Annotated in this window: 16 protein-coding genes; 9 read left to right on the plus strand and 7 right to left on the minus strand. The window is 63.0% G+C overall.

All coding sequences use genetic code 11. The annotated features are described in order from the left end of the window. Positions 1–13: 13 nt before the first annotated feature. Positions 14–946, plus strand: coding sequence for a tRNA pseudouridine(55) synthase TruB (gene truB / locus FAY22_RS03050; RefSeq protein WP_146328859.1), 933 nt, complete (start codon positions 14–16; stop codon positions 944–946). Here the strand turns inward: truB and FAY22_RS03055 are convergent. After that, positions 943–1,761, minus strand: coding sequence for a M48 family metallopeptidase (locus FAY22_RS03055; RefSeq protein ID WP_146328860.1), 819 nt, complete (start codon positions 1,759–1,761; stop codon positions 943–945). The genes truB and FAY22_RS03055 overlap by 4 nt on opposite strands. Before the next feature lie 166 nt (positions 1,762–1,927). Between FAY22_RS03055 and typA the strand changes: the two genes are divergently transcribed. Further along, positions 1,928–3,763: a translational GTPase TypA gene (gene typA / locus FAY22_RS03060; RefSeq protein WP_146328861.1), complete on the plus strand. Its 1,836-nt coding sequence runs from the start codon at positions 1,928–1,930 to the stop codon at positions 3,761–3,763. Between the two features lie 140 nt (positions 3,764–3,903). Further along, entirely contained in the window at positions 3,904–4,770 is an 867-nt protein-coding gene (locus FAY22_RS03065; protein ID WP_146333176.1) for a DMT family transporter, read from the plus strand. Positions 4,771–4,774: 4 nt separating this feature from the next. Here FAY22_RS03065 and FAY22_RS03070 read toward each other — a convergent pair whose 3' ends face one another. After that, a complete protein-coding gene (locus FAY22_RS03070; RefSeq protein WP_146333178.1) occupies positions 4,775–6,127 on the minus strand; it encodes an aspartate aminotransferase family protein in 1,353 nt (450 codons plus the stop codon). 196 nt (positions 6,128–6,323) lie between these two features. Here FAY22_RS03070 and dusA point away from each other — a divergent pair, with 196 nt between their 5' ends. Beyond that, entirely contained in the window at positions 6,324–7,304 is a 981-nt protein-coding gene (gene dusA, locus FAY22_RS03075) for a tRNA dihydrouridine(20/20a) synthase DusA (protein ID WP_246860792.1), read from the plus strand. Between the two features lie 144 nt (positions 7,305–7,448). Continuing rightward, positions 7,449–8,309 carry an SDR family oxidoreductase gene (locus FAY22_RS03080; RefSeq protein ID WP_146328863.1) on the plus strand — a complete coding sequence of 287 codons (861 nt, stop codon included), beginning with the start codon at positions 7,449–7,451 and terminating at the stop codon, positions 8,307–8,309. A 19-nt stretch (positions 8,310–8,328) separates the two neighbouring features. On the opposite strand, the gene FAY22_RS03085 is transcribed toward FAY22_RS03080, so the two are convergent. Both FAY22_RS03085 and FAY22_RS21910 read right to left on the minus strand, forming a co-directional pair. Then, a complete protein-coding gene (locus FAY22_RS03085) occupies positions 8,329–9,279 on the minus strand; it encodes a sigma-54-dependent Fis family transcriptional regulator (RefSeq protein WP_246860639.1) in 951 nt (316 codons plus the stop codon). 574 nt (positions 9,280–9,853) lie between these two features. Next, positions 9,854–10,303 (minus strand): hypothetical protein, encoded by a 450-nt coding sequence (locus FAY22_RS21910; RefSeq protein ID WP_168204751.1) that lies wholly within the window; start codon positions 10,301–10,303, stop codon positions 9,854–9,856. Positions 10,304–10,429: 126 nt separating this feature from the next. Here FAY22_RS21910 and FAY22_RS03095 point away from each other — a divergent pair, with 126 nt between their 5' ends. Further along, positions 10,430–11,827, plus strand: coding sequence for a sigma-54 dependent transcriptional regulator (locus FAY22_RS03095; RefSeq protein ID WP_146328865.1), 1,398 nt, complete (start codon positions 10,430–10,432; stop codon positions 11,825–11,827). Between the two features lie 70 nt (positions 11,828–11,897). Here FAY22_RS03095 and FAY22_RS03100 read toward each other — a convergent pair whose 3' ends face one another. The 3 genes from FAY22_RS03100 to FAY22_RS03110 form a co-directional block, all read right to left on the minus strand. Continuing rightward, positions 11,898–14,726, minus strand: coding sequence for a PAS domain-containing protein (locus FAY22_RS03100; protein ID WP_146328866.1), 2,829 nt, complete (start codon positions 14,724–14,726; stop codon positions 11,898–11,900). Between the two features lie 31 nt (positions 14,727–14,757). Beyond that, on the minus strand, positions 14,758–15,663 hold the full coding sequence (galU, locus tag FAY22_RS03105; protein WP_146328867.1) for a UTP--glucose-1-phosphate uridylyltransferase GalU: 906 nt from the start codon (positions 15,661–15,663) through the stop codon (positions 14,758–14,760). Between the two features lie 276 nt (positions 15,664–15,939). Further along, positions 15,940–16,254, minus strand: coding sequence for a hypothetical protein (locus tag FAY22_RS03110; protein WP_146328868.1), 315 nt, complete (start codon positions 16,252–16,254; stop codon positions 15,940–15,942). Between FAY22_RS03110 and FAY22_RS03115 the strand changes: the two genes are divergently transcribed. The 3 genes from FAY22_RS03115 to FAY22_RS03125 all read left to right on the plus strand — a co-directional run bounded on the left by FAY22_RS03115 (position 16,238) and on the right by FAY22_RS03125 (position 19,632). After that, positions 16,238–18,478 carry an FAD-dependent oxidoreductase gene (locus FAY22_RS03115; protein WP_146328869.1) on the plus strand — a complete coding sequence of 747 codons (2,241 nt, stop codon included), beginning with the start codon at positions 16,238–16,240 and terminating at the stop codon, positions 18,476–18,478. The two genes, FAY22_RS03110 and FAY22_RS03115, sit on opposite strands and share 17 nt — an antisense overlap. An 82-nt stretch (positions 18,479–18,560) precedes the next feature. Continuing rightward, a complete protein-coding gene (locus FAY22_RS03120) occupies positions 18,561–19,082 on the plus strand; it encodes a PRC-barrel domain-containing protein (RefSeq protein WP_168204752.1) in 522 nt (173 codons plus the stop codon). A gap of 103 nt (positions 19,083–19,185) precedes the next feature. Next, positions 19,186–19,632, plus strand: coding sequence for a PRC-barrel domain-containing protein (locus FAY22_RS03125; RefSeq protein WP_146328871.1), 447 nt, complete (start codon positions 19,186–19,188; stop codon positions 19,630–19,632). The last annotated feature ends 50 nt before the right edge of the window (positions 19,633–19,682 follow it).

The raw sequence follows: 19,682 nt of genomic DNA on the forward strand, positions 1-19,682 counted from the left end.
TTGATTTCCCCCTATGGCGCAAGCATTGCCCAAGAAAATACGCGTGCCGGTGCACGGCGTTTTATTACTCGACAAGGCTGCTGGCCACTCCAGCAACGACGTGCTGATCAAGGCCAAGCGCCTGCTCAACGCGCAAAAGGCGGGGCACACCGGTACCCTCGATCCGTTTGCGACCGGCTTGCTGCCCCTTTGTTTTGGCGAGGCCACCAAGTTTGCGCAGGATTTGCTCGACGCAGACAAGACGTACGAGACGGTGGTGCATCTGGGTGTGACGACAGCGACTGGCGACACCGAAGGCGAGGTCATCGAAACGCGCGAAGTCGACGTGACGCTGGAGCGGATCGAAGCAGTCCTGGCGCGATTTCGCGGCGACATCGACCAGGTGCCGCCGATGCATTCGGCCTTGAAGCGCGACGGCAAGCCGCTCTACGAGTACGCGCGCGCCGGCGTGACGCTCGAGCGCGAGGCGCGCCGGGTGACGATACACACGCTGGAATTGCTCGATTACCGGGCGCCATATCTGAAGTTGCGCGTTCGTTGCAGCAAAGGAACCTATATCCGCGTGCTGGGGCAGGATATCGGCGCCGCGCTCGGCTGCGGCGCGCATTTGCAGGCGCTGCGGCGAACGCAAGTAGGGGCGCTGAGCCTTGACGCCGCAGTCACTCTTGAACAATTGATGGATACGGCCGAAGCGGAGCGCGAGACACGGCTGGCGCCGGTCGATGCCTTGCTTTCAACGTTTCCGGCGGTATCGCTATCCGACGAACTGGCCAGGCGTTTTTTGCATGGCCAGCGTCTTGCCCTAGGCCGGGAAGGGTATGGCCGGCTGGAGCAAGGCCGGGTGCGCGTGTATCGCGAATCCGACCGCAGCCTGCTTGGTACGGCGCAACTGGTGGAATTCGGCGTGCTCGCGCCGGAACGCCTGATCGCCACCGGCACCCATTAACCTGCCGGCTTGCGCGCTTTCGCCGCTTCGTAGAGAAACATCACCTTCGCGCTGTAGGCTTCCAGATCGGCGATCCGCGTTTCATGGGAGGGGTGCGTGCTGGCGAACTGCGGCGGTTGCCGGCTGTCCGTCGCCCGCATCTTGTGCCATACCGAGATGGCCGCGCGCGGATCATATCCCGCGCGCGCCGCCAACTCGACTCCCATGCGGTCGGCCTCGGTTTCATGTTCCCGGCTGTTCGGCAGCAAATACAGGTATTTGGACATGTCGCCGGCCAGGTTCATCTGGCCCTGGTTGACGCCTGCGGCGATGCCGACCAAGGTCAGGCCGAGCTGCGTTCCCAACTGCTGGGACGCGCGTTCGCGCCCGTGTTCGCGCAATGCATGCGAGATTTCATGGCCCATGATGGCCGCGATTTCGTCGTCTGTCAGTTTCAGTTTGTCGATAATTCCGCTGTAGAACGCGATCTTTCCACCGGCTGCGCAAAACGCATTTAGCTCGTCGGAGGTAATGACGTTCACTTCCCATTGCCAGCCAGGCGCGTCGGGGCGGAATACGGCGGTGTGGGGAATCAGGCGGTTCGCGATGGTGCGTACGCGCGACACCATCGCGAAATTCTGGTTCAGTGATTTCTTGTCCGCCGCACCGCGCATCATCTCGCTGTACGACGCACTCATCTGCTGGTTGAACTTGTCGGATGAGAAAGTCATGTATTGCGCCCGACTGACCCCGACCACGCCGGGTGCGGTGGTGCTGACTTGCGCGCATGCGCTCAGGATCAGCAAGGCGAGCAGGGAGAAAAATCGTGCTGTCATATTCCAGTCGTAAGATTTTAGACGTGCAAGAGTATAAGTTAATCAAATGGAATCTTGAATGCCTTGTGTTTCAGCAAGCAAGCTTTTGAATTTCAAGGGTTTTTCCAATTCTTCGCGGCGCAGCATGCTATAATTTTCGGTTTTCCGTATCCAGCACCTCATCACCATGTCAAACACCAAACGCGCCCTGCGCAACATCGCCATCATCGCCCACGTCGACCATGGCAAGACCACGCTGGTCGACCAGCTGCTGCGCCAGTCCGGTACCTTCCGCGAGAATCAGCAAGTCGACAATCGCGTGATGGATTCGAACGACCTGGAAAAGGAGCGCGGCATCACGATTCTGGCGAAGAATTGCGCGGTCGAATACAACGGCACCCACATCAACATCGTCGATACCCCCGGCCATGCCGACTTCGGCGGCGAGGTGGAGCGTGTGCTGTCGATGGTCGATTCCGTGCTGCTGCTGGTGGATGCTGTCGAAGGCCCGATGCCGCAAACCCGCTTCGTCACGCGCAAGGCGCTCGGCCTGGGCCTGAAGCCGATCGTGGTGGTCAACAAGATCGACCGCCCGGGCGCGCGTCCGGACTGGGTGATCAACGCGACCTTCGAACTGTTCGACAAGCTGGGCGCGACCGAAGAGCAGCTCGACTTCCCGGTGGTGTACGCTTCGGCGCTGAACGGCTATGCCAGCCTGGACCCGACCGTGCGCGAAGGCGACATGAAGCCGCTGTTCGACGCGGTGCTGGAACACGTGCCGGTGCGCGACGACGACCCGGACGGTCCGCTGCAGCTGCAGATTTCCTCGCTCGATTATTCTTCCTACGTCGGCAAGATCGGCATCGGCCGCATCAGCCGCGGCCGCGTGAAGGCGCTGCAGGACGTCATCATCATGAATGGTCCGGACTCGACCCCGGCCAAGGCGCGCATCAATCAAGTGCTGAAGTTCAAGGGCCTGGAGCGCGTTCTGGTGGATGAAGCGATCGCCGGCGACATCGTGCTGATCAACGGTATCGAGGACCTCGGCATCGGCACCACGGTGTGCTCTCCTGACAAACCGGATGCCTTGCCGATGCTGAAGGTGGACGAACCGACGCTGACGATGAACTTCCTGGTCAACAACTCGCCGCTGGCGGGCCGCGAAGGCAAGTTTGTCACCAGCCGCCAGTTGCGTGACCGTCTCGACCGCGAATTGAAATCGAACGTCGCATTGCGCGTCAACGATACCGGCGACGACACCACGTTCGAAGTGTCGGGCCGCGGCGAACTGCACCTGACCATTTTGCTGGAAAACATGCGCCGTGAAGGCTACGAGCTGGCCGTATCGCGTCCGCGCGTGGTGTTCAAGGATATCGACGGCGTCAAGTGCGAGCCGTATGAATTGCTGACCGTGGACGTGGAAGACGCGCACCAGGGCGGCGTGATGGAAGAACTGGGCCGTCGCCGTGGCGACCTGCAGAACATGGAGCCGGACGGCAAGGGACGTGTGCGTCTTGAATACCGCATTCCGGCGCGCGGCTTGATCGGCTTCCAGTCCGAATTCATGACGCTGACGCGCGGCACGGGCCTGATGAGCCATATTTTCGACGACTACTCGCCGGTCGACATGAACAAGCCGGAACTGGCAGGCCGTCGCAACGGCGTGCTGATTTCTCAGGACGACGGCGCGGCGGTTGCCTATGCACTGTGGAAGCTGCAGGATCGCGGCCGCATGTTCGTCAGCCATAACGACCCGGTGTACGAGGGCATGATCATCGGTATCCACTCGCGCGACAACGACCTGGTCGTGAACCCGATCAAGGGCAAGCAGCTGACCAACGTGCGTGCTTCCGGCACCGACGAAGCAGTGCGCCTGGTGCCGCCGATCCAGCTTACGCTGGAATATGCGGTGGAATTCATCGAGGACGACGAACTGGTCGAGATCACGCCGAAGAGCATCCGCCTGCGCAAGCGCCATCTGAAGGAGCACGAGCGCAAGAAGGCTTCGCGCGAGGCGGCGTAATTTGAAAACCACGACGCATGCGGCGTGGTAAAACGTTATGACGTCAGCCCGGCCGCCCTTTGGGGCCGCCGGGTTTTTTCATGTCTTGCCTAGTCTTGCCTATGCCATTTCTGAATACTCATCGTCGCGCGATCGTGTTGATGATTATCGCGCCCACCCTGTGGAGCATCGCCGGCGTGCTGACGCGCCACCTGGAAGCGGCGCGCAGTTTCGAGGTGACGTTTTGGCGCAGTTTTTTCTCCGCCCTGTTTGTTGCCGGCGCGCTGGTTTTGCAGCAGGGGGGCGTGCGCTCCGCGCTGAAAACGGTGCGTGCTGTCGGCCCGCTTGGTGTGGTGAGCGGCTTGATGTGGTGCGCGATGTTTACCAGCTTCATGATCGCGCTGACCAAGACCACGGTGGCAAACACGCTGATCGTCATGAGCGTGTCGCCGCTGCTGACCGCTTTTCTCGCCTGGCTGTTGCTCAAGACCGACATTCCGCGCCGCACCTGGCTGGCGATTGTCGCTGCGTTCGGAGGGATTCTGTGGATGTTCGTGCGCAGCATCAATGATGTGGGGGGGCAGCATCTGATCGGGATGCTGATCGCCAGCGCCGTGCCGGTGGCGGCGGCGGTCAACCTGATCGCCATCAAGCGCGCCGGGCATGGCGTCGACCTGATCCCGGCCGTGTTCCTGGGCAGCGTGTTCGCGGCCATCCTGATGCTGCCGCTGGCGTGGCCGCTCCAGGCTTCGCTGCATGATCTGGCGATCCTGGCGACGCTCGGTTTTTTCCAGCTCGGCTTTCCATGCATGCTGATGGTGCGTGCGGCGCGCCATCTGTCGGCGCCGGAAGTGTCGCTGCTGGCGCTGCTGGAAGTGTTGCTGGGGCCCTTGTGGGCCTGGCTGGGCGCCGGGGAGGTGCCGGCGCAGGAAACGCTGATCGGCGGCGCCGTGGTGATGACGGCGCTGATATCGAACGAACTGGCGGCGATGCGTGGCGCGTCGCTCCGGCGCGGCACGCCCGCCTGAAAAACTACGCGGCCGCGTGCTCGGCGGCGGGAATTGCCTTCTGCGTTTTCAGCACGTCGGCAATCGCGGCGAACAGCTGATCGACCTGCAACTGGTCGATGATCAGCGGCGGCGACAGTGCGATGATGTCGCCAGTGGTGCGGATCAGCACACCCTTGTCCCAGAAGCATTTCAGGAACACGTCGAAGGCGCGCGTGCCCGGTTTGCCTGGCACGCCTTCCAGCTCGATGCCGCATACCAGGCCGAGGTTGCGGATATCTTTTACATACGGCAAGCCCTGCAGCTGATGTGCGGCTTCCTCGAAATACGGCGCCATCGCATTGGCGCGGTCGAACAAGCCTTCCTCGGTGTAGACGTCGATGGCCGCGATGGCGGCGGCGGCGGCCAGCGGGTGGCCGGTGTAGGTGTAGCCGTGGAAGAATTCGATTGTGTTTTCCGGCGCGGCGTCGATGAACGCGTCGTGGATATCCTGGCGCACGAGCACCGCGCCCATCGGCACGGCGGCATTGGTCAGGCCCTTGGCGCAGGTGATCATGTCGGGCACCACCCCGAAGTAGTCGGCGGCGAATGCCGCGCCCAGGCGGCCGAAGCCGGTAATGACTTCGTCGAAGATCAACAGGATGCCGTACTTGTCGCAAATGCCGCGCAGCTTTTGCAGGTAGCCCTTGGGCGGCAGGATCACGCCGGTCGAACCCTGGATCGGTTCGACGATGACGGCGGCCACGGTGGCCGGGTCGTGCAGGGCGAGCAGGCGCTGCTCCAGTTCATCGGCCAGTTCCGCACCGTGTTCCGGCAAGCCTCGCGAGAAGGCGTTTTTCGTCATGTCGAGCGGATGGCGCAGGTGGTCGGCGCCGGCCAGCGTCGGGCCGAAATGCTTGCGGTTGCCGGCAATGCCGCCGACCGCGATGCCGCCGAAACCGACGCCGTGATAACCGCGCTCGCGACCGATCAGGCGGGTGCGCAAGCCGTCGCCGCGCATGCGATGGTAGGCCAGCGCGATCTTGAGCGCGGTGTCGACCGCTTCCGAGCCGTCGTTGCAGAAGAAGACGCGGTTCAAGCCTTCCGGCGCGATGGAAACCAGCTTGCTGGCGGCTTCGAACACCAGCGGATGGCCCATCTGGAAGGTCGGCGCATAGTCCATCACGGCGGCTTGCTGCTGGATGGCGGCGGTGATTTTCGGGTGGCAGTGGCCGGCGTTGACGCACCACAGGCCGGAGGTGCCATCGAGAATCCGGCGGCCGTCATCGGTCGTGTAGTACATGCCGGACGCGGCGGCGAGCAGGCGCGGCCTGGACTTGAATTGCCGGTTGGCGGTGAAGGGCATCCAGAAATGGCTGGTGTCGATCGTGGCGGGCATCTCTTTCATGCGGCTCTCTTTGGGAGTGGGTGTCGGGTGGATGTTCCGGCCCTGTATCGTTCATGCGAAATATGGGCCTTTACTCTGTTCAACAGCACATCAATGCAGCAGATTCTGTCCGGTACAATACCGGCTAATTATGAGCTCCTCCTTGAAATCCGCCAAGTTGCCCCCGCGCAGGCTGTCCGTCGCACCGATGCTGGATTGGACAGATCGTCATTGCCGCATGTTTCACCGCCAGATCACGCGCCATACCTGGCTCTACACCGAGATGGTGACGACCGGCGCGCTGCTGTACGGCGATGTCGCGCGCCATCTCAATTTCAATGGCGAGGAGCATCCGGTCGCGCTGCAGCTGGGCGGCAGCGAACCGGCCGACCTGGCGAAAAGCGCGAAGCTGGGCGAGCAATGGGGCTATGACGAGATCAACCTGAATTGCGGCTGCCCGTCCGAGCGCGTGCAAAAGGGCGCGTTCGGCGCCTGCCTGATGGCCGAGCCGCAACTGGTGGCCGATTGCGTTAAGGCGATGCGCGACGCGGTGGCGATCGACGTGACGGTCAAGCACCGCATCGGCATCGACCAGGTCGAGTCCTACGAGTTCGTGCGCGACTTTGTCGGCACCATCGCCGAAGCCGGTTGCCAGACCTTCATCGTGCACGCGCGCAATGCCATCCTGAAGGGCCTGAGCCCGAAGGAAAACCGCGAGATCCCGCCGCTCAAGCCGGATTATGCCTATCGGCTCAAGCGCGACTTTCCGCAACTGGAAATCATCATCAATGGCGGCATCAAGACGCTGGACGATATCGACGCGCATCTGCGTCAGGTCGACGGCGTGATGATCGGGCGCGAGGCGTATCACAATCCCTACCTGATGGCGGCCTTCGACGCCCGCTATTACGGCGATGCGGCGCCGGTGAAATCGCGCGCCGAGGTGTTGCAGGCGATGCTGCCCTATATTCGCGAGCAACTCGCGCTGTATGGAAAAACGGCCGGCAAGAACGAGCCGGGCGGCGGCTTGAAGCTCAACAGCATCACACGCCACATGCTCGGCCTGATGGCGGGCATGCCCGGTGCGCGCGCCTTCCGCCAGACCTTGTCGGATGCGAAGAAGCTGGCGGCGGGAGATCCGGCGCTGCTGATGGAAGCATTCACCCGCACCCAGCCGCTCGCGGCCTGACTCTCTGCTGATTTTCGCCAGCCACCTGGCCGGGACCGGCGTGGCATGGAAGCTGCTCAAAATCCTGACTTTTCAGCCGCCGGCGGGGATGTGCCCGACGCGTGGCGGTTTTGTTCGGATTTCGCAGCCTAGGAAGGATCAGCCATGCCACAAGAGAAACCCAATATCTTCCCTCAGCATCAGGACCACCAGCCCGGATCGGAAGCGGCCATGTCGCCGCGGCCGCAAGCGGAAGGAAAGAATTACAAGGGCAGTGGAAAACTGAAGGGCAAGATCGCGCTGATCAGCGGCGGTGACAGCGGCATCGGCCGCGCGGTGGCGATCGCCTTTGCCAAGGAAGGGGCGAACGTCGTCATCTCCTATCTCGATGAACATCAGGATGCGCAGGAAACGCGCCGCCTGATCGAGGCGGAAGGGCGGGAATGCGTGACGCTGGCCGGCGACGTGGGCGACCCGGCGTTCTGCAAGAAGATGGTGGAAACGACTGTGTCGTCTTTTGGCAAGCTGGACGTGCTCGTGAACAACGCCGCCCAGCAATATCCGCAGGCAAGCATTGCCGACATCTCGGACGAACAACTGGAAAAGACGTTTCGCATCAATATCTTTTCCATGTTTTATACGGTGCGCGCCGCCTTGCCGCACCTGAAACCCGGGGCGCGCATCATCAACACCACGTCCGTGACCGCCTATCGCGGCAGTTCGCATTTGCTGGATTATTCAGCGACCAAGGGCGCGATCGTAGCCTTTACGCGTTCGCTGTCGCAGCAGTTGGCCGAGAAGGGAATTTACGTGAATGCGGTGGCGCCAGGGCCGGTGTGGACGCCCCTGATTCCCTCCACTTTCCCGCCCGAGCACGTAGCCCAGTTCGGGGAAAAGGTGCCGCTGGGCCGCCCGGGGCAGCCCGACGAGATTGCGCCAGCCTATGTCTATCTTGCCTGCGACGATGCTTCCTACATGACCGGGCAGGTGCTGCATCCGAACGGCGGCGAAGTGATCAACGGGTAACAGGTGAGTACCGTTGCCGTCAATATTCCTTCAGACGGTTGTACAGCGTCTTGAGGCTGATGCCCAGCGCCTCGGCGGTGAGCCGCTTGTTGCCGCTGTAGTGCTTCAGGGTGGCGAGGATGATTTCGCGCTGGGCGTCGGCCAGCGGTGTGCCGACGAAGAAGTTGAGATAGCCCTCATGGACAGTCGGTTTCTTGCTCGCCAGATCGGAGATGCATTCCTCGATGTCGAGCGTGTCGGTGGCGAGGATGAAGGCACGCTGTACCACGTTCTTGAGTTCGCGCACATTGCCGGGCCACGAATAGGAACGGATCACGTCGAGCGAATTGCGCGATAACACCTTTTGCGAGTTTTCCTTTTCGTTGAGTTCCTGCAAAAAGGATTGCGCCAGCAATTCGATGTCGCTGCCGCGTTCGCGCAGGGGCGGCACGCGCACCGGAAACACCGCGAGGCGGTACATCAGATCTTCGCGCAGGTTGCCTTGCTTGACTGCGGCTTCAAGATCGCGGTTGGTGGCGGCGACCAGGCGCACGTCGACTTTGACTTCTTCATCGCCGCCGACGCGCACGAAGCTGCCGGACTCGAGCACGCGCAACAGTTTGACCTGCATGTCGACCGGCATCTCGGTGATTTCGTCGAGGAACAGTGTGCCGCGCGAGGCATGCTCGAAATAACCGATGTGCTGGCGCATGGCGCCGGTGAAGCTGCCCTTCTCGTGCCCGAACAGGGCTGCCTCGATCAGGTGCGCCGGAATCGCGCCGCAATTGACGGCGACAAAGGTTTCCGACTTGCGCGCGCTGGCATGATGGATGGCATTGGCGATCAATTCCTTGCCCGTCCCGCTTTCACCCACCAGCAGCACCGTTGCATCGGTGGCGGCCACGCGCTCGATCTGCTGGTAGAGCCGTTCCATGGCGGGAGACGCGCCATACATGATGCCGAAATGCTTGAGCGATTTATCGAGAGACATGTTGGTTTCCATCTGCCCGGCTCGCTATAAACAACGATGGCCCGGTAACAAGAGCGGTCTCCATGATTTTCTTATCCTGATGGAAGATGTAGTTGCGCCAGTTCAGTTTCGGGGCGCAAACCACGTCATGTACGGGCGAAATGCTTTGCTGAGATGGATCAGGAACGCCGTTTCCGAAGCGTATGCCGTATTGAAAGAATGCGCCGGAATACCCTGTAATCATGAGACTGTACACCACCTCACAATACACGATATTGCGCAGCGGGTGTGGCGATGCCAGGGCCGATTGGCCAATTCTCTACCTGCATCAAATGTCGGACGATTCCGATATGCCGGCGTATCGTCCGACAAGGCAACTTCCGGATGTTCGTAATAATCCTTGCTTGGAAACTTCATTCGGCGCGTTGACGCCGAATGCGACGAACTTATCGCAAATGAAATGGTCAAGAACGTCACATTGTCCATTTTATGTGAAAGGAACAACAATGAAGACGCTTCTCAACGCTTCGAAGGTCTTGCTGGTCGTTGCCGCATTGGGCATGGCCGCCACCGGTTGCGAACGCCGCGCCACCGATCAGAGCTCGGGTACTTCGGGCAGCTCGGGCACGTCCCAGTCGGGATCGTCCGGTTCTTCCGGCACATCCGGTTCGTCCGGTTCCATGGGGGGCTCGGGCTCTTCCGGCAGCTCCGGTTCTTCCGGCACGAACAAGTAACGGATTCCTCTGGCAATGCGATTATTTGCAGCTATTAGGTTGTTCCGGTAACTGCACTTCCAGTCCTTTCGCTGTGCAAGGCGGTGGAGGTGGCGCATGGGCATCATGCCGCCTCCACCGCAACGAATACAGCGGCCACCTTCTTCGGCCGGCGCGTTTTGGCATGCCGGCTGCATCGCGTGCCGCGCATGACGCATTCCTTTTCGGACGGATAGCGCCGCGCCGAGTTCTTCGCGCATGAAAGATAAATCGGCGGGAATGTCCGTGTGAAATGCCGGTCCAATCATTCCTGATACATGCGTTTCGTTCATGAACCGTATCAACGGGCGTGGTTCATGAACGAGGCCTGCTGGCTTGGCCGTTTGCGAAATGGCAGAAGCCGGTGAGAGTCGAACTGTTAGTGTCTTAGTCCAGGAACCGTTTACAGAAATCGAAATATGCCACACGTACTGATCGTCGATGATGACATCAACACCCGGGAGGCGCTGGCGGAGATCTCCGGTGCCGAAGGGTTCTCGACTGCCGTCGCAGGAAATATTCGCGAGGCCCAGGCGCAGATCATGCGCCAGCGCCCCGACGTGGTGCTGATCGATCTGAAGCTGCCCGATGGCAGCGGCATGGACTTGTTCAACGATATCGAATCGCGCGCCACCACCGAGATCGTCCTGATCACCGGCCATGCCAGCGTCGAGACAGCGGTCGAGGCCTTGCGCCTGGGCGCCGCCGACTACCTGACCAAGCCGATCAATTTCCGCCGCCTGAAGTCGCTGCTGTCGCGCATACCGCGCACCGTCGACCTGAAGGAGGAAATCGGCGTGCTGCGCAGCGAGCTGCGCCGCCTCGGGCATTTCGGCCAGATGCTGGGCGCCGCGCCGGCGATGCAGAAGCTGTACAACCACATCGGGCGGGTGGCGCCGACCGAGGCGACCGTGCTCCTGCTGGGCGAGTCCGGCACCGGCAAGGAACTCGCGGCGCAGACCATCCACGAGCTCAGCCTGCGCCAGAAGCATCCGTTTTTGCCGGTGAACTGCGGCGCGATTTCGCCGCAGCTGATCGAGAGCGAAATCTTCGGGCACGAGAAGGGCAGCTTCACCGGCGCCGACCGCCAGCACAAGGGGTATTTCGAGCGCGCCAACGGCGGCACGCTGTTTCTCGACGAAATCACCGAGATGCCGATCGAATTGCAGGTCAAGCTGCTGCGGGTGCTGGAAACCGGCACCTTCATGCGCATCGGCAGCAACCAGGAAATCGAAACCGATGTGCGCGTGATCGCGGCCACCAACCGCGATCCGGAATCCGCGGTATCCGAAGGCAAGCTGCGGCTCGACCTGTATCACCGGCTGAATGTCTTCCCCTTACGCATCCCACCCTTGCGCGAGCGCGGCGCCGACATCGAATTGCTGGCGCAACATTTTCTGGAAGAGCTCAATGCCGCGCACGGCACCTCCAAGACGCTCTCGCCCGACGGCCTGGCTTGCCTGTCCAATTACCACTGGCCCGGCAACGTGCGCGAACTGCGCAATTACATGCAGCGTGCCTTCATCCTGTCCGACCATACGATCGACGCCAGCGCGCTGGCGCCGGTCATCACTACGCAGTCGCCGGTGGGCATGACGCTGGCCATTCCCGTCGGCACTTCGCTGGCCGAAGTGGACCGCAAGCTGATCTATGCCACACTGGAGCTGTGCGGTGGCGTCAAGAAGCGTGCGGCCGACATCCTCGGTATCAGCCTCAAGACGCTGTACAACAGGCTGGAGGAATACGGGCCCTACGAAGGCGTACACAAGGGCGAAGAGCCGGCTCCCATGCAGAACGGCAGCGGCTCCTTTCATTGAACGCGGCCGGCAGTGCGGCCTGCGGGCCGCCTGTCCGGTGCGTGCCTGATATCTGTCTGCTGTCCGGCGGCTACTGGGTGCGCGCCACCATCGTATCGATCACGACGATCAGTTCTTCCGGGGCGACCGGCTTGGTGACATGCATCTGGAAGCCCGCGGTCAGTGCGCGTATCCGGTCTTCGCGCTGCGCGAACGCGGTCAGCGCCAGCGCCGGCATGCGTTGCAGCGGCGCGGACTTGCCGTCCGGTTTCCATGCGCGCAGCTTGCGCAGCACGGCGTAGCCATCCTCGCCCGGCATGGCGATGTCGCATACCAGCACGTCGGGCAGCCTCTGGCCAGCGAGCGTCGGCAGCCAGGCGAGCGCCTGGCGCGCCGAGTCGGCTGCGAAGACATCGGCGCCGGCCGTGGTCAGCACCACCGTCAGCGATTCGCGCGCTTCGGCCTGGTCGTCGATCAACAGGATGCGCAAGCCTTTAAGCGAGGGCAGCGGCAGGTTGGCCGAGGCGCTTTCCTCGAAGGTGGCGACGGCATATTTTTCGGTGGCCACGCGCAGCGGCAGGGATACGGAAAACGTGGTTCCCCGGCCTTCGCCGGCGCTTTCCGCACGCACCTGTCCGCCATGCAGTTCGACCAGGTGGCGCACCAGGAACAGGCCCAGCCCGAGGCCGCTGTGGCCGCGCGTGCTGGATGTGTCTTCCTGGCTGAAGCGGTCGAACAGATGCGGCAGGAATTCGGCGGAGATGCCCATGCCGTTATCGCGTACGGTGACGCGGATGTTGCCGCCATCCCGCTCGGCCGTCAGCCAGACGCTGCCGTCTTGCTGTGTAAACTTGACGGCGTTCGACAGCAGGTTCCAGAAAATCTGCTGCACCCGGTCGGAATCGCCCTCGATCTGCTCGTTGGTAATGCGGTAGCCGCAGGATATGGCGATATTCTTGGCTGCCGCCGTCGGGCGCACGCTTTCCACGGCGGCTTCCAGCAGGGGAACCAGCGCTAGCGGCTGTCGCACCAGGCGAAGCTTTCCGCTCATCATGCGCGTCACGTCGAGCAAGTCTTCGATCAGGCGTACCTGCTGCCCCACGCCGGTCTTGATGCCTTGCAGCGCGCGCTGCGCCAGCGGCGCCGAGGTCACATCCTTCAGGTAGTTTTCCAGCACGTGCGCCCAGCTCTGGATGCCGTTCAACGGGGCGCGCAATTCATGCGACACGATGGCGAGGAATTCGTCGCGCGCGCGCGCCGCAGTTTCCGCCTGGATGCGTGCGGCGCGTTCGCGCACCAGCAGGTCGTCGCGCTCCTTCTCGGCGCGCGCGCGCTCGGTGACGTCGTAGGCGATGGCGACCACCGATTCGATGCGGCCGTGCTGGTCGGTCTCGGGGACGATGCGCCCGGAAAAGAAGTGCGTCTGGCCATCGACGATATTGTCGAAATCGAGGCGCTGCTCGCGGCCGGTGCGAAACCCCGCCTCGGCCGCTTCGTCCCAGGCCGCGACCATCTCCGGCGGCAGGCCGAGCTCGGCCTTGGTCTTGCCGATGTAGTCGGACGGCGCGATGCCGGCCAGCTTGACGGCGGCCGGGTTGACATACAGGTGGCGCATGTTGCGGTCAATGCGGGAAATGATGTCGGGCGAGTTTTCCACGAGGGTCTTGAATTCGATTTCGCGCCTGATCAACCGCTCCTCGGTGCGGCGCAGCCGCGTCATGTCGTTGACGGCGGCCACCACGCCGCGCACCGCGCCATGCTCGTCGCGCTCCGGCACATACATCAGCTGCAGGCAGCGTTCTTCGCCGTCGGGCGCGTTGATGCGCATTTCGTGCTCCTGGGGCTGGCCGGCCAGGGCGGCGTCCAGGTATTGCCGGATGCGCGCGAACGCTTCCAGGCCAACGATATCCGGCACGCGCCGGCCGATCACCTCGGATCCGCTAAAGCCGAAACGGTCTGCATAGGTGCGGTTGACGAAGCGCAGGCGGTAGTCGCGGTCGCACTGGGCGATGAAGACGGGCAGAGCGTCTGTAATCAGGCGCAACTGTTCTTCCCGCTCGCGTAATTCCTGTTCGGCATTCTTGCGCTCGGTGATGTCGATCACGGCCGAAGAAAAGCCGCGCACCTTGCCGTCGTCGCCGATATCCGGCGTGTAGGTGGCGATCACGTGGCGCCGTCCCAGATCGTGCTCGACGGTGGCTTCGTAGCGGACGCGTTCGCCCGCCAGCGCCCGGGCGATCTGCGGCTGCAGCGCCGGGTATGACGCGCCGAGCACCTCGCGCAGCGATTTGCCGACGATGTCCGGGCGCGGCAGCTTGAACCACGACTCGTAGGCGGCATTGATGAAGCGGTAGCGCTCGTCGCTATCGATGTAGGCAATCAGGATCGGCGCCGCGTCGGTGATCAGGCGCAGGTATTGATCCTGCTGGTCGAGTGCGGCGGCGATGCACCGCCGCTCGGTCAGATTGCGCAGCACCACCAGGCGGCCGTTCGGATCGTCCAGGTCGGGATAGGGGGCGACCGTGATTTCGGCGTCGAAGACGGTGCCGTCGTCGCGCGCCAGGCGATGCTCCAGCGACACGTCGGCCGGCCCTTCCTCGACCGCGCTGCGCAGGCGCTGGGCGGCGGCAGCCCCGCCCTCCGGATGCAGGAAATCGAACAGGGAATGCCCGTGCGCCTGCTCCGGATTGCCGCAACCCAGCAGGTCTAGCCCCGCCCGGTTGGCGCCGACGATGCGCGCGTCACGCAGCAGCAGAACGCCGTCGACGCACAACTCGATCAGGTGGCGATAGTGCTGCCCGCCCGGATGGCGCTCCGGCCGGTGTGGGATGGTAGACATTGCATGCCGCACGACGTCATGATGGGTTGCGAGGTGGCCGGTGTTGCGAATGAATGAAATCTGGTTGCCGGGAACCGCCATGGTGAATACTGCTCCTTGCTCCGTTTCTGAATCAGGCGCTGCGGGTGCCGACCTTTTGCTGGCGCAATTCGGCCTGGAGGTTCAAGATGAAGTCGGTAAAGCTTTCGCCGATGGCGGGATGCTTGAGCGCGAAGACCACCGCCGCTTCCATGTAGCCGAGCTTGGAACCGCAATCGTAGCGGCGGCCCTTGAATTCGTAGGCCAGCACGGGATGCTTGTCGAGCATGGCGGCGACGGCGTCGGTGAGCTGGATTTCGCCGCCGCTGCCCGGCATGACGCGTTCCAGGTAGTCGAAGATCTCCGGCGTGAACACGTAGCGCCCGACCACGCCGAGCGTGGAGGGGGCATGCTCCGGCTGCGGCTTTTCGACCATGTCGGCAATGCGGTGGATGCGCACGCCCATCGACTGCGGACGCACGATGCCGTACTGGCTGGTCTGCTCCAGCGGCACGTTCTGCACGCCGATCACCGAGCTGGCATGCTGCTCGTACAGGTCGATCATCTGGCTCAGCACCGGGACGTCGGCATCGATCAGGTCGTCGGCCAGCACCACCGCGAACGGCTCGTCGCCCACCAGCGGCTTGGCGCACAGCACCGCGTGACCGAGGCCGAGCATTTCGCTCTGGCGCACATAGGAATAGTGCAGGTTGTCCGGCAACAGGCTCTGGACTTCCTCGAGCAGTTTCAGCTTGCCGTGCGAAGCGAGTTCGGATTCCAGTTCGTATGCCTTGTCGAAATGGTCTTCGATGCTGCGCTTGTTGCGTCCCGTGACGAAGATCATTTCCGTGATGCCTGCTGCGGCGGCTTCTTCCACCGCGTATTGAATAAGAGGCTTGTCGACGATCGGCAGCATTTCTTTTGGCGAGGCCTTGGTAACAGGGAGAAAACGTGTTCCTAGCCCGGCAACCGGGAATACTGCTTTGCGAATCTTGGTCATATGTCGTCTCTCTTCGGTCAGGTTTGCTAGTAACGATTACATGGCTGTTGCGTTTTTTACCAGTTCGCCGCGGCACGCAAAAAAGATGGGCCGGCGTTGAAGGCGAGGGCGGAGCGGCCTGCCTGCGATATACCTGTACTATGCGGCTGCGGCTCCGGGCCTTGTTAAGCAGGAAGCATACCGAGCCTCATTTCTGTTGCTGTGAATGGGCAATACGTATGCTTCCTGCAAGCATGGCGACCTTTATAAGCAATTGAAAAATATGGTCAATCGCTGTCAAGGCAAGTTGTAGCTTTTACCCCGTGCTGTAAAAATTACTGAAATGAAATCCTGTTGCGCTGCATCTTCTTTCTGCCAGCGGCGTACAGCGGGCCCACAGCCAAGACTACCCTGGTCGGCATAAGTCTTGCCTAAGCCTCCCCTGCTGCATTGAGCTTGTACAAACCCGCCGCATCCTGTCATCGCAGCGATGCGCGATGGCGTCACAATTAATGCCGGTTCATGCACCAGCACTGTCATCCGAAAGTTTCCTGACAGAGATGTTTGCGGCGGCTTCGCCATTAGAGGAGAAAGCATGGCATCTGCAATCATCGTTTTTTCTCACGTGCGCTGGGATTTCGTTTATTGCCGTCCGCAACAGCTCATGGCGCGCCTGGCGGCCCACCAGCCGGTGGTGTTCGTCGAGGAACCGCAGTACCGCGAAGGCGAAGCGGCGCTCGAGACGTACTCCCCGTTGCCCGGCGTGCTGGTATGCCAGCCGTTGACGCCGGTCGGGCAGCCCGGCTTTCACGACGACCAGCTGCCGTACCTGCGGCCGCTGCTGCGCCAGGCGCTGCGCGGCTTGGACGATCATATCGCCTGGTTTTACACGCCGATGGCCTTGCCGCTGCTGCAGGAGCTGCAGCCGAAGCTGGTGGTGTACGACTGCATGGAGGAGGCCGCAGCGTTCAGGCATGCGCCGAGGCAGTGGCGTCAGCGCGAAAACGCATTGCTGAAAGCGGCCGACCTCGTGCTCGCCGGCGGGCGCGACCTGTACCGCGCGCGGCGCCGCCGGCATCCGAACGTGCACTACCTGCCCGGCGGTGTGGACGCGGCCCACTTCGAAACGGCGCTCGAGCGCGCCAATTCGCATCCCGCGCACCGCGAGATTCCAGGTCCGCGCCTCGGCTACTACGGCGTGCTCGACGAACGCCTCGATGTCGCGCTGCTCGGCCAGCTGGCCGATGCCCATCCGCGCTGGCAGATCGTGCTGGTCGGGCCGGTTCGCGGCATCGATCCGCAAGCGCTGCCGCAGCGCGCCAACGTGCATTACCTCGGGCTGCAGCCATATCACGCGCTGCCGCATTTCCTGGCGGGCTGGGACGTGTGCCTGCTGCCGTTCGCGCTCAACGGCGCCACGCGCGCCAGCTGCCCGCTCAAGCTGCTCGAATACATGGCCGCCGAGCTGCCGGTCGTCAGTACCCCGCTGCCCGAGGTGACCCGGTCGTACCGCGACGTCGTCGCGGTCGCCGGCGACGCGCAAGCCTTCGTCGCCGCCTGCGAGGAAGCGCTCCTGGCGCCGCCGCAGGCGCATGCGGCGCGGGCAGAAAGGATGCGTGCGGCGCTGGCGCCGATGGCATGGGACGCGCGCGTGGACAAGGTGCGCAAACTGCTCGACAGCGCGCCGCGCCGCCGTGCGCAACCGGAGGCGGCCGCTGGCGTCGTGCCGGATGGCATGCCCAGCATCAATCGCCTGCCGCGCAGCGAAGCCCCCCGCTACGTGGCCACCGCCATCATCGGCGCCGGGCCGACCGGACTGTCGGCCGCCTATCACCTGGGACACGACGCGGTGCTGTTCGAGAAGCAGCCGATGGTGGGCGGCCGGTGCCGCTCCGTCAGGGAAAAGGGCTTCACCTTCGATCATGCCGGGCACGTCATGCTTTCCGACGACCCCTACGTGCTCGCACTGTACCGCATCCTGCTCGGCTCCAACCTGCATTGGCAGGACAGCGAGGACTGGGTGGTCCGCAAGAATGCCGGCCTGGCGCCGGCGGCGGCCATGCGAGGCATCGGGCGGGGGGGCGCGGCGCGCTTCGCTTATCCGCTGCGCGGCGGCATCCAGGCCTTGATGTCCGGCTTCGTACCCCATATCAAGGGAACCATCGAACTCAATGCCCACGTGGTGCGGATTTCCCCGCGCCAGCGCACGTTCGTGCTGGCCGGCGGCCGGCGCTTTCAATACCGGAACCTGATCAGCACCATGCCGCTGCCGGAACTGGTGCGCGCGCTCGGCGACGAGGCCCCGGACGAAATCAGGCGCGCGGCGGCCGGCTTGCGCTACCTGTCGCAACGCTGCGTGAGCCTCGGCGTGGCGCGTGAACGCATTACCGACAAACATTGGATCCACATGCCGGAAGGCGCGATCTTCCATCGCATCTTCGCGCAGGGCAATGCCAGCCCGGAATGCAATCCGCCGGGCGGCTTCGGCCTGACCTGCGAGATCGGCTATTCGCCGCAAGACAAGCCGCCGCTGTCCGGCCAGGCGCTGGCCGAGCGCTGCCGGCGCGACTGCATCGACATCGGCCTGTTGCGCAGAGATGACTGCGTCCTCGCCGTCCACGAGATCGACATGCCCTACGCTCACGTCGTATACGACCGCGTGCGCGAAAAGAACGTGCAAATCATCAAGGACTGGCTGGACCGGCACGGCATCGTCGTGGCCGGGCGCCATGCCGAATGGGAGCCGGACAGCGCCGACCATGCATTTATCGCGGGCAAGAAAGCGGCCGAAACGATCAAATGGCTCGAACCCGCGCAGAGCGCGCTCGCCGAGTGACGATGCCTGCTGGTACGGGATTTGCAGCGTTACGGTGATTACTGAGGAGCGCGGGCATGGGCGGCGATCGATCGGGACAGAAATGAACGCACTGTATTTTTCGGTAATTGTCGCGGCGCTGGCGAACGCCGGCGGCCTCGCGCATGCGGCGGCGCCCGATGCCGGAACGGCTACCGCGCCGTCGCCATCGATGGCCGCGCAGAACAAGCATATGTACCGCGGCAGCAAGATCATTGGCACAGCCGTGCGCGACTCGCAGGACCACAAGATCGGTGAGATCAAGGACATCCTGCTCGACAGCCGGCGCGGCGCGGTCGCGTACGCAGTGGTGAACTTCGGCGGCGTGCTGGGTGTCGGATCGAAATACCATGCGATTCCATGGCAGATATTGCGGCCCAGCGACGATGGCCGCTACTACGTACTGCAGGCGGACCGCGAAACGATCAGCCTGGCGCCCAGCTTCGATCGCGGCAACTGGCCCGACCTGGCCGACGAGCGCTGGAGCGCGGACGTGGACCGCTACTGGAGTCGCAGGCTGGGCCCCGGCAGCGCCGATGTCAATCGCCTGCCTTCCGGCCCGGCGGCGGCGCCGGGCAGCCGCTGACACCGATTTATCTGCAGGGAGAACGTACGATGCGTCCGGCCTGGAGCGGCACCGAAAGCATAACAAGCAGGCTGCGCATCCGCACACTCGAAAGGAAACACGTATGGCTAACTATCCTTCCACTCCTTCCACCTCGACCTCCACCGGCGCCGGCGCGCGCATCATCGGCGGCGACGCCAACACTTCCGGGCCGGGCCCGCAGATCATGGCCGCCGACACGCTGCAGGGCGACGACGTGATCAACGCACAGGGCGACAACCTGGGCGAAATCAAGGACATCATGCTGGATGTCCCGAGCGGGCGCATTGCCTATGCCGTGCTGTCGTTCGGCGGCGTCATGGGCATCGGCGACAAGCTGTTCGCCATCCCCTGGAGCGCGCTGACGCTGGACGCCGATCGGCATTGCTTCGTGCTCAATGTCGACAAGGAGCAGTTGAAGAACGCTCCCGGTTTCGACAAGGATCACTGGCCGGCCATGGCCGACCGCACCTGGGGCGAGCAGATCCACTCCTACTACAACCAGCGCCCGTACTGGGAACTGACGAGCTGACCGGTCCGATGGCTCGGAATTTGGAAATGGCGCCCCAGCGGCGCCATTTT

It is taken from the genome of Noviherbaspirillum sp. UKPF54, from assembly GCF_007874125.1.
Lineage (GTDB): Bacteria > Pseudomonadota > Gammaproteobacteria > Burkholderiales > Burkholderiaceae_D > Noviherbaspirillum.

Coding starts and splice junctions, on each gene's coding strand:
- truB (WP_146328859.1), top strand. CDS start 14: ATGGCGCAAGCATTGCCCAAGAAAATACGCGTGCCGGTGCACGGCGTT.
- FAY22_RS03055 (WP_146328860.1), bottom strand. CDS start 1,761: ATGACAGCACGATTTTTCTCCCTGCTCGCCTTGCTGATCCTGAGCGCA.
- typA (WP_146328861.1), top strand. CDS start 1,928: ATGTCAAACACCAAACGCGCCCTGCGCAACATCGCCATCATCGCCCAC.
- FAY22_RS03065 (WP_146333176.1), top strand. CDS start 3,904: ATGATTATCGCGCCCACCCTGTGGAGCATCGCCGGCGTGCTGACGCGC.
- FAY22_RS03070 (WP_146333178.1), bottom strand. CDS start 6,127: ATGCCCGCCACGATCGACACCAGCCATTTCTGGATGCCCTTCACCGCC.
- dusA (WP_246860792.1), top strand. CDS start 6,324: ATGCTGGATTGGACAGATCGTCATTGCCGCATGTTTCACCGCCAGATC.
- FAY22_RS03080 (WP_146328863.1), top strand. CDS start 7,449: ATGCCACAAGAGAAACCCAATATCTTCCCTCAGCATCAGGACCACCAG.
- FAY22_RS03085 (WP_246860639.1), bottom strand. CDS start 9,279: ATGTCTCTCGATAAATCGCTCAAGCATTTCGGCATCATGTATGGCGCG.
- FAY22_RS21910 (WP_168204751.1), bottom strand. CDS start 10,303: ATGAACGAAACGCATGTATCAGGAATGATTGGACCGGCATTTCACACG.
- FAY22_RS03095 (WP_146328865.1), top strand. CDS start 10,430: ATGCCACACGTACTGATCGTCGATGATGACATCAACACCCGGGAGGCG.
- FAY22_RS03100 (WP_146328866.1), bottom strand. CDS start 14,726: ATGGCGGTTCCCGGCAACCAGATTTCATTCATTCGCAACACCGGCCAC.
- galU (WP_146328867.1), bottom strand. CDS start 15,663: ATGACCAAGATTCGCAAAGCAGTATTCCCGGTTGCCGGGCTAGGAACA.
- FAY22_RS03115 (WP_146328869.1), top strand. CDS start 16,238: ATGGCATCTGCAATCATCGTTTTTTCTCACGTGCGCTGGGATTTCGTT.
- FAY22_RS03110 (WP_146328868.1), bottom strand. CDS start 16,254: ATGATTGCAGATGCCATGCTTTCTCCTCTAATGGCGAAGCCGCCGCAA.
- FAY22_RS03120 (WP_168204752.1), top strand. CDS start 18,561: ATGAACGCACTGTATTTTTCGGTAATTGTCGCGGCGCTGGCGAACGCC.
- FAY22_RS03125 (WP_146328871.1), top strand. CDS start 19,186: ATGGCTAACTATCCTTCCACTCCTTCCACCTCGACCTCCACCGGCGCC.